We start from the raw sequence: 14,206 nt of genomic DNA on the forward strand, positions 1-14,206 counted from the left end.
CAACAGCACGTGCTCCCGCGTCTGCGGCATCGGCCCGTCGGTCGCCGCCACCACCAGGATCGCTCCGTCCATCTGCGCCGCCCCGGTGATCATGTTCTTGATGTAGTCGGCGTGCCCCGGGCAGTCCACGTGCGCGTAGTGACGGTTCGCCGTCTCATACTCCACGTGCGCAATCGCAATCGTGATCCCTCGCGCCTTCTCCTCCGGCGCGTTGTCAATCGTGTCAAACGCCCGAAACTGGATCTTCGGATTGTGCTTCGACAGCACCTTCGTGATCGCCGCCGTCAGCGTCGTCTTCCCGTGATCGATATGCCCGATCGTCCCAATGTTCATGTGCGGCTTCGATCGGTCAAATTTTTCCTTCGCCATATGTGTTTCGCCTCAGTTGAACACAGCCGGAAATTGAACCTTGAGTGGAGGGAACTCCTTCTCTGCTTTGGCAACCTGATCCAAGTAATACGACTCCAGTTCTCGCTTCTCCTGCTCGAGAAGCATGCTATAAAACTCGCTGTTGCTCGTCGGGAGCCATTCGCCCCGGCTATAAGGTCCGCCCGGACCGGGAAGGTCCTCCAGCACATCGAGAAACCTACGAATTTTCCGGGTTCCTTTCCCAAAATTCACCGTTTCCACGAATCGTATGACACTTTTTTCCCTAATCTCATGACCGCTGGGATTGAAAACGTTGTCAATCGAGGTCTTTAGCGCTTCATAGGGCCGCCAACGCAAATACAGGGCCGCACCCTCGTCGATTTCCTGTCGTGGTTCGCGGATTGGGTCCCAGTAACCTGCCCCCCCAATGGATAGTCGGTGTAGGAGAAATGCGCGGACCAATTCGGCCAGGGCTTGATCACTCGTAGCCAGCGGCCGCAGGACCCGCAGTGCCGACGTGGTCACTGCCACCCACACCTCCTGATGCCGTGCCCCTGACTTGAGGCTTCCCTTGAACAGCAACCCGACCATATCCGAAGGTGCGTCAGGCGGGCTTGGAATTTCGATTCTCTGAACCTCCTCCACCTGCCAAAGGGCACGTACGGTGGGCAGAAGCGAGATGCCTTCACTTTCCAGCCGGCCTTCAACATCTTCAACTATCTTTCGCGCTTCTTCCAGAACTGAGGTATCTCGCAGGACAATCTCCGCGAGGACGCCCTCCGGCGTGGCGAACAGCTCCAATTTCTCTACCTGACCCGAGACGCCCTCCTCTTTGAGCTTCTCTCGTAAAAGTTCGCCGATTCTGTCCTCAGTTGCCAGTGCCAAGCCACTACTCCTTGCCGAATTGCTCGGCTAACTCTCGATAAACATCTTGGCCCTGCCTCAGCGCCTCAGACGCCGCGTTCCGAAACCGCTCTGGGTCTCCGCTGTAATCTCGGGTTACCGCGTCGAACTTGTAATCGGCAGTGATTCTCCACTCTCGAAGACGTTCTACTGTTTGACTCAAATCGTCGTTGTTCACCCTCTTGCGCAAGTCTTTCAGAAACTCGTCGTGGTTTCCGTATCCTTTGCCCAGCAGTGCACAACCGAGGTGAAAAACCGAGTAATACGACCTCGACAAGGCATCTCGAAGCACCTGCTCCGACAAATAGTGGTCTGCACTTCGGCGGAGCGCCCCGGCAAGCTGCAACCGCCCGTCCTGGCCCGAATGGTCCGCCATGATCACTGTTTATCCTCTGAAACACATGGAGCCGATGAGCGGAATTGAACCGCTGACCCCGTCCTTACCAAGGACGTGCTCTACCAACTGAGCTACATCGGCACAAGAGGTTGTTCCGCCCTCCACTGGCGGCCATCATCAACGTCCGACAGGGCCTTGTAGGGGCTGTGCCTCTCCGAAAATGGAGCGGGAGACGGGGATCGAACCCGCGACCAACAGCTTGGAAGGCTGTGACTCTACCACTGAGTTACTCCCGCCTTGCAACGTGCGCGACCCACTCGGTGCGCATTCTCCAGACGCTGATCGATGCGTGCTCTTAACCTCGCGAACCTGGTGGACAGGGGAGGATTCGAACCCCCGTAGCTCGCAAGGAGCGGCAGGTTTACAGCCTGCTGCCATTGACCGCTCGGCCACCTGTCCGAAGTTTTTCCCGACTACCCCCGAACTCGGGGCTTCTCATTTGCAGCAGGTTTTTACCAGGCGCAACCCCGCCCCGGATTATTTCCGTCGAGGTCCAACTGTCGCCGCCGTCAGGGTGCAACACACTAAGTATAATCCTCGTTTTCCGGCTCCTGCGCAGCTTTCGCCGGTTAGCAAAGCCTGCCAGCGCTGCAACATAACAATGCCAGCATGGAGCTGGCGAAGGGATTCGAACCCCCGACCCTCTGATTACAAATCAGATGCTCTACCAGCTGAGCTACGCCAGCGGCCACAAACCTCCAATTATAGGGATTCGGTCTCAGAATTGCAATAGGCTAAAAAAGACAGTTTTCAAGTTTCCTTTGCGGTCCCTTGCGGACCTTTTCACATTCTACCGCGCCACTACCAGCAATGCAAGCAACGCCAGATTAATGCCATGGGCCGCGTAGCACCAAGGACAGTCCGTGTACAAAATCCGGCGCAGGGCGAAAATCAGGTAAAAGCCGAGGGCGACCGTGGTGGCTCCCGAAGCGATGAGGATATCCGTAAACCTGGTGGACAAGATAATCAGTCCCACGCGAGAGCCAGAGATTGCTGAATGCCAGGTCAGTGCCCACACGAGCAGCAAAACATAGTAGACGATTCCCAGCAGGGAATTGGGGACTCCGAAAACGCTGCCGTAGGTTGTTCGGACCACGGCTACGCAGCTTGGACCCTCGCGCACGTAAAACACCGCGGGCACCCAGCACGATTTCCGGACGCGCCCATAGTAGGCAAATGTGAAATAAAGGGCATCGGCGAGCCTGGCGAGTGACAAGACGATGACAGGCCCGCCAAGGATCAAAACGTTTCTTTCCCGTCGCCCCGGTTTCCGGACTGCTCGCCTTTCCAGCGGAACTGGTCCTTCTGCTCCAATCCCAGATGGACCAGCACGCGGCAGCAGAACTGGGTTACCAGGTCGTCAATCGTGCGGGGCCGGTGATAGAAAGCCGGCATGATGGGGAAAATTCCGGCTCCGGCTTCCTGTGCCCGCAGCATGTTGGTCAGGTGCACGCGGCTAAGAGGCGTATCGCGCACGGCCAGGATCAGCGGGCGTCGTTCCTTCAGGCAAACATCCGCGGCCCGCTCGATCAGCGTCGAACTGATGCCGTGAGCGATCTGGGCCAGGCAGCCCGTGCTGCAAGGAACGACGACCATGCCGTCCACGCGATAGGAGCCGCTGGCAATCGAAGCGCCGATGTCAGAGTCCAGCAGGTATTCGGTCTTTGGGGCCGGACCATCGGCAATCGCCGCGGGAAGAGAAGCGCTTTTAGAAACGTCCAGCTCCAGTTCTTCGCGCAAAACCTTGAGTCCCGCGCCCGAGATGACCAGGTGAATTCTGCCCACGCGCCCGTCGCATTCGAGCATCTGGAGCATGCGGCGCGCAAACACCGAGCCGCTGGCGCCGGTGACGCCTAGCACCACCGTTTTAAGGCCGGGAAGCGGCAAGGAACCCATAAGACGGATTCTCCGCCAGCCCTTTACGCAAAGTCAAGGAAAGCCGGAACACCTCATTCGTTTGTTATACTCATAGCATTCGGACTGGCGCGGAAGTCTCGTGGACACGACAACCTGTTTTTCTGACCGCATGCCGCCAGGCCAATTTGAACGCGCCCTCGTCAAAGGGAGGGCTGGAAACGGTGGGGGAATGTCACCAGAAGAAATCACAGCAATGCTCGAGCAGGTGCGGAGCGGGAAACTCAGCGTGGAGGCGGCCGTTGACCGTCTGCGCAACCTTCCGTTTGAAGATATCGGGTATGCCCGCATCGATCATCACCGCTCGCTCCGGCAGGGATTCCCGGAAGTCATCTTCGCCCGCGGCAAGTCGCCTGACCACGTTGTGGGAATCGTCCAGGGCATGTTGCGCAATCGCCATAATATCCTGATCACGCGTGGCAATGAGGAGTTGTATGAGCTGATTAAGCCGCTCGACCAGCGCACACAGTTTCATGCCCTTTCCGGCGCAATTTCCATCCAGCGTGACCGCAAAATCCGCGGCAAGGGCAAGATCCTGGTGGTGAGCGCGGGCACTTCCGACATTCCCGTGGCGGAAGAAGCCCAGGTGACGGCGGAGGTGATGGGCAACCGCGTCGAGGTTATTTACGATGTTGGCGTGGCGAACATCCATCGCATTCTGAGCGAGAGCAAGCAGCTTCGCAGCGCCCGAATCATTATTGTTGTCGCGGGCATGGAGGGCGCATTGCCCAGCGTGGTGGCCGGCATGGTCGGTGTGCCGGTGATTGCCGTCCCCACCAGCATCGGTTACGGTGCCAGCTTTCGCGGCGTCGCGGCGCTGCTCGGCATGCTGAATAGTTGCGCGTCCAACATTGCCACCGTCAACATCGATAACGGCTTCGGCGCGGGTTACCTGGCAAGCGTGATTAACCGGCTGTAGTCCTTCTTCTTCGGGCGGTAATGGTTGCTTTCAACTCTTGCAGTTTAGTCCCGCGGGAGTATTCTGAGACCGGGTGCGGGTAGTACCCGGACCGAAGAGCGGGGCATCGGGCGATGAAAGTCCCGCCGCGCGGTACGTGCTTCGGCACATTAAAAGTCGCTTCCCCTTTGGGACACCCGCACCCTCGTCCACGAATGAAAATCTCGATCCTCAAACAATAGACCAACTGAACCTGGGCGGCCTGCGGCGCAGGCTGTGGGGCCGACCTTACCTTCCAAATACCTGCCTGAAAATCTGGTCTACGTGTCTGAGGTAACGATTAGCGTTGAACACCGCTGCGATTTCTTTGGCTGACAGGCGGTTGCTGATGTCGGGATCGCGCTGGACGAGCGATTTGAAATCCTCACCTGTTTTCCACACCTGCATGGCATTACGCTGCACCCAGAGGTAAGCTTCCTCTCTCGATACGCCCTTTTCGGTGAGGTCCAGCAGCAACTGGCCGGAAAAGATCAGGCCCTTGAGCAGATCGAGGTTTTCCTGCATGCGCTCGGGATAGACGAACATTTTCTCGACCAGGTTTGCGGTCTTGTTGAGCATGTAATCGACCAGGATGGTCGAGTCGGGAAGGATAACTCGCTCAACGGATGAATGGGAAATGTCGCGCTCGTGCCACAGCGCCACGTTTTCAAGCGCCGCCTGGGCGTTGGCTCGCACCACGCGCGCCAGGCCGCAGATTTGCTCGGCGGTCACCGGGTTTCGCTTGTGCGGCATGGCGGATGAGCCCTTCTGTTTGGCGGAGAAAAATTCCTCCGCCTCCCGGACTTCGGTGCGCTGCAAGCCGCGAACTTCAAGCGCAATCTTTTCGAGCGAGGCGGCGATGACGGCCAGCGTTGAAACGTAGAAGGCATGCCGGTCACGCTGGATCACCTGCGATTCGGCGGGCGAAGGCTTGAGGCCGAGCTTTGCCAGTATCTTCTTTTCAATTGCCGGACTCAGGTGCGAATAGATGCCCACCGCTCCGGAAGTCTTTCCCACGCGCATCTCGTCGGCAGCATAGGCCAGCCGTTCTCGGTTCCGCTGGCATTCGGAGTACCAGACGGCGATCTTCACTCCAAAGGTGATGGGTTCGGCGTGGATGCCGTGTGTTCGTCCCACCATGGGCGTATGCTTGAACTCGAAGGCACGTTTTTTTAGTACGGCAGCCAGCCGGTCAATGTCTTCGAGAAGCAGCCGTGAAGCGTCTTTGATCAGCAGGCCCTGGGCCGTATCGACTACGTCGTTCGACGTAAGCCCGAAGTGGAGATAGCGGGCTTCCCGGCCCACGTGCTCGGCCACGTTGGTGGTGAAGGCAATGACGTCGTGCTTCACTTCCTTCTCGATTTCCAGCACGCGCTCGACGTCCACGCGGCCTTTGCGGCGGATGGCGCGCGCGGCGCTTTTGGGAATCAGGCCGGCTTCCGCTTCGGCTTCCGCCGTGGCGATTTCCACCTCTAACCATTTTTGGAATTTGTTCTCGTCGCTCCAGATGGCGCCCATTTCCGGGCGGGTATATCGAGGAATCATTTTCTCTCCACGGAGTTAATCCACAGATTACACAGATGACACAGATTCAATCCGCAGATTTCGCAGATTACGCAGATTTCAATGACTTAGAAAAAATAAATCGGCGAAACTCCAATGATTTTGCGCCGAAATTTAATAATAAGGCCACCTCGCGGGCAGTTGCCTTCAAATAGCTAATCACCTGAGCTTCTTCAATCCCCGTGAGTTTTTGCAACGCCTTCACCTCGACAACCACTGAGCCGAAACACACGAAGTCCGCGCGATAATCCGCTGCCAGCCGGCTGCCTTTGTAGAAAACGGAAATATGGACTTCGCGCTGGAAGGGAATGCTCCGTTCGAGCAGTTCATGGTGAAATGCCTCCTGATAAACCGCCTCCAAAAATCCGCAGCCAAGCTGGCGATGGACTTCCATTGCGGCCCCAATCAGGGCATGCGTCCGAGGGTCTCTTTTATCTTCAACCGGCATAAATAGCCAGTCAGTTTACATGAAGTTTTTCCATTTGGTCTTTTTAATCTGTGCAGTCTGCGTAATCTGCGGACTAGAATTGGAAAATTCTGGAGGGTTCAGTCTGGCTGGCCAGGTGCAGTTCGGCGGGGCGGCCTTTGCCGCGTTTATCGAAGGCTTGATTGGCGGAATGCATAGCCAGGCCAGGGTGATTATTTTTATCGCTCAGGTGGGCCAGCACCAAAACCTCCGCTGTGCCGTCGTAGTCGTCGGCGAGGAATCCCGCCGTAGCGTTGTTTGAAAGGTGGCCGTGCCTGCTCATCACGCGCTGCTTGACGAACCACGGGTACGGTCCCGTCTTCAGCATGTCAAGATCGTGGTTCGATTCAAACACCAGGCAGTGGCAGCCGAGCGCATGCTGCTTGACGAGCTGCGGAATGTAACCCAGGTCAGTAATCACTCCGACCTTGACGCCTTCCGCCGTAAATGTAAAGGCAACAGGATCGACGGCATCGTGCGGGATGGAAAAGGGAGCGATCTCGAAATCGCCGATGGTGAATTTTTCGCCGGGGGAAATGGTTTCAAATGCCCTGAGGCGCGGGTCCCATTGGATGATTTCCCGCGTTGGGCCGGTGATGTAAATGGGGACTTTAAGGGCCAGCGCCAGCGACTTCAGGCCGTTAATGTGGTCGATGTGTTCATGGGAAACAAGCAGGGCGTCAAAGCCGTCGGTTCGCTCCCCGGCTGCGGCCAGGCGGCGGAAGGTTTCTTTCCTGCTGAAGCCCGCGTCCACCAGCAGGCGTGTGCGCTCCGTCGCCACCAACGTGGAATTGCCCTTGCTTCCGCTACCCAACACGCAGATTCGGACGCTCAACCAGCCTCTCCGCAACCTTCAGATCAAAGCAGGCGCCGGGCGCCGGCTTCAGCAAAGCATTGGTGGAATTATAAAGCAGCTTGGCTGGAGCGGATATCGAAATAGCGGTGCGGCCTTATTTTTCTGTCCACAGAGCGTAAAGAGCGCCAGCCATCAACAGCAGGCAGACAACGGCGCTCGAGACGATCAGGGAGGAAAGAGAAAATGAGTACACGATGGTGTCCGAGAAAACCGTGCGATGTACCATTTGTCCCGCCAGCCAGGGGAGCGCGGCGACCAGCAAGGCAATGAGCGCACCGCCGCCTATGGCCGTCGCAAACCTTTCCGCAATCATGATGGGGCGCAGGGCCTCGTTGGCAGCAGCCCGATGGGCGGCCAGCCGAGCGCGCCACCAGACGCGGCCGGCATCGGGCAACGACGCAGCGGCACAGAGGTATTGGCTGTCGATCTGGAAAAGTTTGTAGACAGAGACAATTTCGGCGCAGGAGGGGCAACCGGCGAGGTGACGGCGCAGTGGTTCCTGCATGGACTCAGGAGCCACCCCCTGGCCCAGGGCTTCGAGAATTCGGGCTTCGTTTTCGCAAACTTGGTGTTTCATAATCACGCCTTCCTGGGTTCCAGTGCCGCGCCGCCAATCAGGTCCATGAGCTTTTTTCGGGCTCGAAACAGCAGCGGGCGCACACTGGCTTCTTTCATTCCGGAAGCTTTTGCGATTTCTCTGTGGCTGGCGCCTTCAGCATAGGCCAGCCAGAGTAACTGGCGTTCCCTGGGTTTGAGCCTTGCAAGCGCGCGGCCCAAATCCGAACGCAGCGGAACATTTGCCACGTCGTGATCCTGCGAGGGCACGTCGGCGGTTTCGATGGTGGTCTCTCCGTGCCTTTGGATCGCCCGCCAGTGGTCTCGGAGCAGGTTCGTGGCGATCCGAAACAGGTAATTCTTTCGGTGCGCGTCTTCCTGCGGCGGGTCCGTGAGAGAAAGAAAGCGGCAATAACATTCCTGGAGAAGATCGTCAGCAAGCGCCGAATCGCCCGAAACTCGCGCGAGGTACGCCCACAGCGGGCGTGCCGTGCGCTCGTAGACTGTCCGGAAGCTTTCCTCGTCCATCGCGAGGGACTTATCCTCCGCTTCGGCCCTTGCGGCTTCGCCCCTGGCCAGAGCTACAGCCCGTGTCAGCATGTTATTGCCTCGGTCCACGGTATTCTCCGGGTCAGGCGACGAATTTTTGGACCGAACGCTCGCGGTCAAACAGCCCGAAGTTCTTTGACAGGCGATAGGACAGTCCGGACGAGATCAGGAACCCGATTCCCAGTGCCAGGCCGAGAGCACCCAGGATTTTGAACCCTTCTGCCACATCAGAAAAGTTGACTCCGATGATCAAGAACGCAATGCCGACGCACACCAGAATCGCTCCCGCCTGGATCGAAGCCAGGATTCGATTGTAAGGGTTGCGGTTCGGCTGTTCAATCCCGATTGAAGCCACCAGCTTCTTGCCGGAGTCGGTTTCTAGAAATGTCAAAAACTCCTGGCTGGAGCCGATTTTCTCGATCAGCTTCGAGTGGACTTCGGCCTGTATCCGTGCAACTTTCATCCTGCGAAAAGTGCTGAAGACCAGCCAGAAAACGACGACAATCCCCGGAAATATCGTCAGAATTGCGAGGATCGGAATCAGTTCATGGGGCATTTGCTCCTCCTCTATCTGGGGACCGCTGGCACAGGCTGGCGGCACGTTCGCCGCGGGCATCGCAGCCTGACCGCCGGTCACTGCCCGGGCTGTCCCCGGGCTTCATCCCTTGCTACTCTTGATACGCAAATGGCCAGATGATTGTTAACAGAAAGTTGCGGCAGGATCGGGAGCGAGGGGAGAAAAGTCCGGCTCCAGACCTCAGGAGCAAAGACAGAGATCCTCCGACCTCACGCGAAGGCGCAAAGTCGCAAGGGGTCATGGCAGATAAAAAATGGGTTTTCAATCGGCTCTTGGTTGCGCCTTAGCGCCTTTGCGAGAGCTTGATTTCGTCATGGCGGGGAAATAGAACGCCTCAGCACTCGAGCTGGTCACGGCTGAGATTGAAACCCCGGCGCGGTCCCAGCACGGTGACGGCAATCCGTTCAGTCTGGAAGAGTTCACGCGCCACCTCGACAACGTCCTCGCGAGTCACCGTGTCGATACGGGCAGACACCTCGTCCAAGGTGATGCACTGCCCGTAATACAATTCCTGGCGGGCGATATTGGCCATGCGGCTGGTGGTGGATTCAAGGCCCAGCAACAGGCTTCCCTTCAGGTAATCCTTGGCCCGTTGCAATTCGTCCGCGGGGATCGAGTTGTTCTTGAGGTTTTTGAATTCCGCGATGATAAGGTTGACCACTTTGCGGGCATTGCCCGGCGCGGTGCCGGCATAGATGCTCAGGATTCCGGCGTCCCGGTAGGCGCTCAGTCCTGAAAAGACGGCGTAAACCAGGCCATACTTCTCCCGGATGTTCTGGAACAGCCGCGAACTCATTCCGCCGCCGAGAATAGTGTTGAGGACATAGCTGGCGAACCGCTTTTCGTGGGCGTAAGGATATGCAGGCGTGCCCAGGCAGATGTGGGTTTGCTCAAGCTCCTTTTTGCGGCGATAAAGCGCGTGAGGGTGGGCCACGGGGATTGGGCCCGCCGCCGTGACGTTCCCCTGGGATAGTCGGCCAAATTGTTCTTCTGCGAGGCCTACCGCCTGGCCGTGGGTCAGGTGTCCGGCTGCGGTTATGAGCATGTTGCCGGGCACGTAATGCCGCCGGAAAAAGTCACGCAGCCGCCGCTGGTTGAATCCGCCAACCGTTGCCCGGGTACCCAGGATGGGACGTCCCAGGGAGTGGTGCGGCCAATAGCTCTTGCTGAAAATTTCATGGACCAGGTCGTCTGGCGTATCTTCCACCATTTTGATCTCTTCCTGGATCACCCTCGACTCCTTGGCAATATCGCTCGATCGAAGCAGAGGATTTTTCACCAGGTCTGCCACGATGTCGAATGCCCTGGGCAGGTGTTCATCAACCACTTTGATGGAAAAGCACGTAAACTCCTTGGTCGTAAAAGCGTCAAGATGGCCCCCAATGGCGTCAGCAGCGCGGGCGATCTCCTCGCCGGAGCGATTCAGAGTCCCCTTAAAGACCATGTGTTCAAGGAAGTGGACGATGCCGTTCTGATCTTCACGCTCATGCCGCGATCCGGTCCGCAGCCAGACCCCCATGGATACTGACCGCACGGCCGGCATGGTCTCGGTAACCACCTGTAGGCCATTGGCGAGCGTGCTCTTCTCAACGTTCGGATTCTTGGTTTTCATGTTCAGGTCCCGTCGTGTTCCTGGATTGCCGGCGCTGAAGACGGTCCGCCCTGCTTTTAATTTAACCACACGATGCCGAAAAACGCGACTTGCAGTTTCTGAAGCTCTGTGGTCTTAGATGCGCCTCGGAGGAAATTGGATGACATAATATTTCATGGCCCTCGGAACCGATCTTCCGCTTGCCAGAAAGCGGAAGCATTGCCTATACTGGTAAAACCCATTGCAGAGGACGAGTTCCGGCATGGTCTGGATCCCGCCACGCAACAGCAAGGGCCTGTAGCTCAGGTGGCTAGAGCGCACCCCTGATAAGGGTGAGGTCGGTAGTTCAACTCTACCCAGGCCCACCAGTGCAAACGGTGATGCCGTTCCAAATGTACATTCTTCGTAGCCTGTCGACCGGCCAATTTTATGTGGGCCACACCGAGAATCTGCGAAAGCGCCTCCAGGAACACAACAACGGTCGAAATCCATCGACCCGCGGTCGCGGTCCCTGGGAGTTATTCCATGCCGAAGAATTTTCAAGCCGTTCCGGCGCAGCCAGCCGCGAGCGTGAATTGAAACGCATGAAGAGCCGTACGACGATCCAGCAGTTGGCTAGAGCGTCCCGACAAGGTCGGGAAGGTCGGTAGTTCAACTCTACCCAGGCCCACCAATCAATTCAGCGATTTAAAGCACCACCGATTTTGGGCTCTCTTGTTGGCGCACGTCTTGGTGCATAGCAGCTTCGACCGTGACAGGTTGCACGCTACCATCCAGAGCGGCCCCCCTTGGCTTCCATTCGGATGTGTGAGTAGTGTTCTACATTTTCCCGCTGACGCGGCCGGAGGATGGCTGAGTGTTAATGCGGCCATCTTCACAGGCCGGAAACACCTCCTCCGCAGGCTTCGATTCAGGAAACCGGCCTGCCCACCTCACTGAAGCCGCATACCCGGGAATCCTACCAACTCACCTGCCTGGGAGTGTGTCGGTCTAATGTATCATTCGTACCGAGGCTGGAACTTTGGAACTCTTGCGTCCTCAGTTTGGGCGCCGGTCCGAGTCCAGCCTGCCGCAGCTACAGGCTTGATTTCGTTGCAGCGCGGGATAAGCAGCTAAGGAGAGCGCATACCGTGAATAGAAGAGAATTCGTCACTCGAGCGGGGGCAGGATCACTCGGACTGACAACCTTTCCCACGCATAGAGCGAGTGTGCCCGCCAAGACAGCGGCACTCGGTGGTCTGGCGGCGCCAGACATGCTCGTATCATATCTGTCAAAAGGGTTGAATAATTTCTGCGCGCAATGGGACCGGAACCGCCAGGAGATTAAAACGCTCGAAGCGCTTCGTGCGCGCAACCGGTTTGTCCGGCAGAAGTTCATCGAAATGATCGGCGGGCTTCCGGAGAAAAGCCCGCTCACTCCCATCAGGATAAGAGTTCTGAAGCGTGACGGCTACAACATCGAAGTACTGATGTTCCAGAGTCGCCTGGACTTCTGGGTTACAGCCAGCCTCTATGTTCCCTCCGGCAGGTCCGGACCCTTCCCTGGCATCATCTCACCGTGCGGGCATTACGGGATCGCACGAATGATTCCAACTTACCAGACGGCGTATTTGAGCCTTGTCAAGAATGGCTTCGTCGTGCTCGCCTACGATCCGATCGGGCAGGGCGAGCGCCGGTACTATTGGAACCCGGAGACCGGCCGCAGCGATCCGGGGTTGGGCGATCCCGTATACGAGCACTCGATGGCCGGCCAACTTCTGCTGCTGATGGGCGAAAGCTTGACGCAATACCACATCTGGGATGGCATGCGCGCCATCGATTATCTGCTCACGCGCCAGGAGGTTGACCCCGCGCGGATCGGCTGTGCGGGCCATTCGGGTGGCGGGACTTTAACCAAGTTCATCAGCGCGCTGGACGGGCGAGTCAAGTGCGCTGTGATTCACGAAGGCGGGACGGCAAATCGCTGGCCGGTAAACGTGCCCCTGTTCAGCCCGCTGGGACCTGCAGATGCTGAACAAAATATTTTTCCTGCGGCCATCTACGGGATCGACCATGTGGACGAGCAGATTGCCATTGCGCCCCGGCCGTTGCTCGCCAGCATCGAACACCGTTCAAAGGGCTTTGACGATGCCGCAGCGTCCATTAAGTCCGCCTACCGGCTGTTGGGCGTAGCCGAAAAGTTTTCTACGGTGTCTGCCGACAGCCCCCATGCCTGGACTTACAAATTAAGGCTTGCGACGGCGGACTGGTTCAGCCGATGGTTCTATGGTCGTCCTGGTCCCGACCGTGAGCCTGCGCTTGTGCCGGAAAAGCCGGAGGACCTGTACTGCACGCCAAACGGATCGATTCGTTACTCGCAACATGGTAAGACGGTCTGGTCGCTCATATTTGAAAAACAGGCCGCGCTGCCGCCTGACAGGCCGGCGCCCAGGAACAATCAAGAGGTCACATCTCACTGCGACCAAATGCGCGACCAGATCCGAAGGTTATTGCGCTACCAGAGAAATGATTATCCGCTCAACCCACGCAAGGTCGCCACGGTGCCGGAAAAAGGCTACAAAATCGACAAGTTGGAGTTCCTCTCGGAGCCGGAGATTTACCTGCCTGCCTGGGTCTACCTGCCCGAAGAAAGGCGACCGGCCGCGCCGATGATCCTTTATTTCAATGAGGAAGGCATGGCTGCCGACGGAATGGAATTTGCCGGAGAAGAATGCTCCGGAATGGAACCGGGAGTCCTCGCACAGATGGCCAGCGGCGGCCATGTGGTGATCGCGGTGGATGTGCGCGGGATTGGAGAGACTCGTCCGCTCCATGAGAGCAGCCACGGAGGCGAGTACGCTCACCTTTTCAACGCCGAAACGGCGCTGGCGTACATGGCCTGGTACATGAACAGTTCACTGCTTGGATCGCGTGTGCAGGATATCCAGCGCGCAGTGGATTATGCCTTATCTCGCCCGGAAGCTGATGCCTCTGGTGTCTGGGTCATTGGCAAGGATATGGGGGCGCTCTGGGCGCTCTACGCGGCGGCCCTTGACCCACGCATCAAATCGGTGGTTTGCCACGCGGGATTGCTTTCGTACCGCTCACTAACTACCACGGACCGCTATCTGCACGGGGCTGATGTTTTCATTCTTGATGTTCTCCACCATTTCGACCTGCCGCAGGTCGCCGCGGCTGTGGCAGATAGACGTTTGACCCTGCTCTCTTCAGTGGACGCCATGCGGCGACCCATTGACCTTGCGGCCGCCGCGGAGGCTTATCGCTGGACGAAGGACGCCTACATCGCAGCAGGCGCAAGTGACCGGTTCGAGGTCTCGACAGTCCGTCCAGATCAATCGCTGTCAGCCCAATATCTCCGGCTGCTGGGACAGAACAAATAAGCGAAGAGAAAGTGCGCTCAACAAGGGCGCCGGTCAGAAGGGGAAGCTGGCCATTTTGACCTGCGGTCGAGCGTTGTGAAGGATAATTGGGCGCCTGCAAGGAGTTCGCTCGTTTGGCTTCAAGCAACGGGACCACATCGTCCAGTCTA

General features: G+C 57.7%; 14 protein-coding genes and 5 tRNA genes. 3 read left to right on the plus strand and 16 right to left on the minus strand.

From position 1 onward, the window contains the following. The 9 genes from VFQ24_18810 to VFQ24_18850 all read right to left on the minus strand — a co-directional run. Positions 1 to 369: GTP-binding protein (locus VFQ24_18810; GenBank protein ID HET9180414.1), on the minus strand; the 369-nt coding region annotated here is incomplete at its 3' end. A gap of 12 nt (positions 370 to 381) precedes the next feature. Continuing rightward, the gene (locus tag VFQ24_18815) at positions 382 to 1,254 is read right to left on the minus strand and encodes a hypothetical protein (protein HET9180415.1); all 873 of its coding nucleotides are present in this window, start codon (positions 1,252 to 1,254) and stop codon (positions 382 to 384) included. A gap of 4 nt (positions 1,255 to 1,258) precedes the next feature. Beyond that, complete coding sequence (locus tag VFQ24_18820) at positions 1,259 to 1,648, minus strand: hypothetical protein (protein ID HET9180416.1); 390 nt, start codon at positions 1,646 to 1,648, stop codon at positions 1,259 to 1,261. A gap of 26 nt (positions 1,649 to 1,674) precedes the next feature. Beyond that, positions 1,675 to 1,750 (minus strand) — tRNA-Thr (locus tag VFQ24_18825). Between the two features lie 80 nt (positions 1,751 to 1,830). Then, positions 1,831 to 1,905, minus strand: a tRNA-Gly gene (locus tag VFQ24_18830). 74 nt (positions 1,906 to 1,979) lie between these two features. After that, positions 1,980 to 2,068 (minus strand) — tRNA-Tyr (locus tag VFQ24_18835). Between the two features lie 211 nt (positions 2,069 to 2,279). Beyond that, a tRNA-Thr gene (locus VFQ24_18840) sits at positions 2,280 to 2,355 on the minus strand. 104 nt (positions 2,356 to 2,459) lie between these two features. Further along, entirely contained in the window at positions 2,460 to 2,912 is a 453-nt protein-coding gene (locus VFQ24_18845) for a vitamin K epoxide reductase family protein (protein HET9180417.1), read from the minus strand. Beyond that, positions 2,909 to 3,565 carry a UbiX family flavin prenyltransferase gene (locus tag VFQ24_18850; protein ID HET9180418.1) on the minus strand — a complete coding sequence of 219 codons (657 nt, stop codon included), beginning with the start codon at positions 3,563 to 3,565 and terminating at the stop codon, positions 2,909 to 2,911. Before VFQ24_18850 ends, VFQ24_18845 begins: the two co-directional genes overlap by 4 nt. Before the next feature lie 190 nt (positions 3,566 to 3,755). Here VFQ24_18850 and larB point away from each other — a divergent pair, with 190 nt between their 5' ends. Beyond that, positions 3,756 to 4,502, plus strand: coding sequence for a nickel pincer cofactor biosynthesis protein LarB (gene larB, locus VFQ24_18855; GenBank protein HET9180419.1), 747 nt, complete (start codon positions 3,756 to 3,758; stop codon positions 4,500 to 4,502). Between the two features lie 267 nt (positions 4,503 to 4,769). Here the strand turns inward: larB and purB are convergent, their stop codons facing one another. The 7 genes from purB to VFQ24_18890 form a co-directional block, all read right to left on the minus strand. After that, the gene (purB, locus tag VFQ24_18860) at positions 4,770 to 6,065 is read right to left on the minus strand and encodes an adenylosuccinate lyase (GenBank protein HET9180420.1); all 1,296 of its coding nucleotides are present in this window, start codon (positions 6,063 to 6,065) and stop codon (positions 4,770 to 4,772) included. Positions 6,066 to 6,132: 67 nt separating this feature from the next. Beyond that, on the minus strand, positions 6,133 to 6,531 hold the full coding sequence (locus tag VFQ24_18865; protein HET9180421.1) for a GxxExxY protein: 399 nt from the start codon (positions 6,529 to 6,531) through the stop codon (positions 6,133 to 6,135). 73 nt (positions 6,532 to 6,604) lie between these two features. After that, a complete protein-coding gene (locus VFQ24_18870; GenBank protein HET9180422.1) occupies positions 6,605 to 7,384 on the minus strand; it encodes an MBL fold metallo-hydrolase in 780 nt (259 codons plus the stop codon). A 115-nt stretch (positions 7,385 to 7,499) separates the two neighbouring features. Then, the gene (locus VFQ24_18875) at positions 7,500 to 7,982 is read right to left on the minus strand and encodes a hypothetical protein (GenBank protein ID HET9180423.1); all 483 of its coding nucleotides are present in this window, start codon (positions 7,980 to 7,982) and stop codon (positions 7,500 to 7,502) included. A 2-nt stretch (positions 7,983 to 7,984) separates the two neighbouring features. Next, positions 7,985 to 8,578: an RNA polymerase sigma factor gene (locus VFQ24_18880; GenBank protein ID HET9180424.1), complete on the minus strand. Its 594-nt coding sequence runs from the start codon at positions 8,576 to 8,578 to the stop codon at positions 7,985 to 7,987. A 13-nt stretch (positions 8,579 to 8,591) separates the two neighbouring features. Then, the gene (locus tag VFQ24_18885) at positions 8,592 to 9,065 is read right to left on the minus strand and encodes a hypothetical protein (protein HET9180425.1); all 474 of its coding nucleotides are present in this window, start codon (positions 9,063 to 9,065) and stop codon (positions 8,592 to 8,594) included. 355 nt (positions 9,066 to 9,420) lie between these two features. After that, positions 9,421 to 10,698 carry a pitrilysin family protein gene (locus VFQ24_18890; protein HET9180426.1) on the minus strand — a complete coding sequence of 426 codons (1,278 nt, stop codon included), beginning with the start codon at positions 10,696 to 10,698 and terminating at the stop codon, positions 9,421 to 9,423. A 270-nt stretch (positions 10,699 to 10,968) separates the two neighbouring features. Here VFQ24_18890 and VFQ24_18895 point away from each other — a divergent pair. Both VFQ24_18895 and VFQ24_18900 read left to right on the plus strand, forming a co-directional pair. Further along, a tRNA-Ile gene (locus VFQ24_18895) sits at positions 10,969 to 11,045 on the plus strand. A 762-nt stretch (positions 11,046 to 11,807) separates the two neighbouring features. Continuing rightward, on the plus strand, positions 11,808 to 14,057 hold the full coding sequence (locus VFQ24_18900) for an alpha/beta fold hydrolase (protein HET9180427.1): 2,250 nt from the start codon (positions 11,808 to 11,810) through the stop codon (positions 14,055 to 14,057). Positions 14,058 to 14,206: the final 149 nt, after the last annotated feature.

It is taken from the genome of Terriglobia bacterium, from assembly GCA_035712365.1.
GTDB lineage: Bacteria > Acidobacteriota > Terriglobia > UBA7540 > UBA7540 > SCRD01.

Excerpts from the sequence above, each read along its gene's own strand:
- VFQ24_18875 (HET9180423.1), bottom strand. The coding sequence starts at position 7,982 with ATGAAACACCAAGTTTGCGAAAACGAAGCCCGAATTCTCGAAGCCCTG.
- VFQ24_18885 (HET9180425.1), bottom strand. The coding sequence starts at position 9,065 with ATGCCCCATGAACTGATTCCGATCCTCGCAATTCTGACGATATTTCCG.
- VFQ24_18850 (HET9180418.1), bottom strand. The coding sequence starts at position 3,565 with ATGGGTTCCTTGCCGCTTCCCGGCCTTAAAACGGTGGTGCTAGGCGTC.
- VFQ24_18820 (HET9180416.1), bottom strand. The coding sequence starts at position 1,648 with ATGGCGGACCATTCGGGCCAGGACGGGCGGTTGCAGCTTGCCGGGGCG.
- VFQ24_18865 (HET9180421.1), bottom strand. The coding sequence starts at position 6,531 with ATGCCGGTTGAAGATAAAAGAGACCCTCGGACGCATGCCCTGATTGGG.
- VFQ24_18890 (HET9180426.1), bottom strand. The coding sequence starts at position 10,698 with ATGAAAACCAAGAATCCGAACGTTGAGAAGAGCACGCTCGCCAATGGC.
- larB (HET9180419.1), top strand. The coding sequence starts at position 3,756 with ATGTCACCAGAAGAAATCACAGCAATGCTCGAGCAGGTGCGGAGCGGG.
- purB (HET9180420.1), bottom strand. The coding sequence starts at position 6,065 with ATGATTCCTCGATATACCCGCCCGGAAATGGGCGCCATCTGGAGCGAC.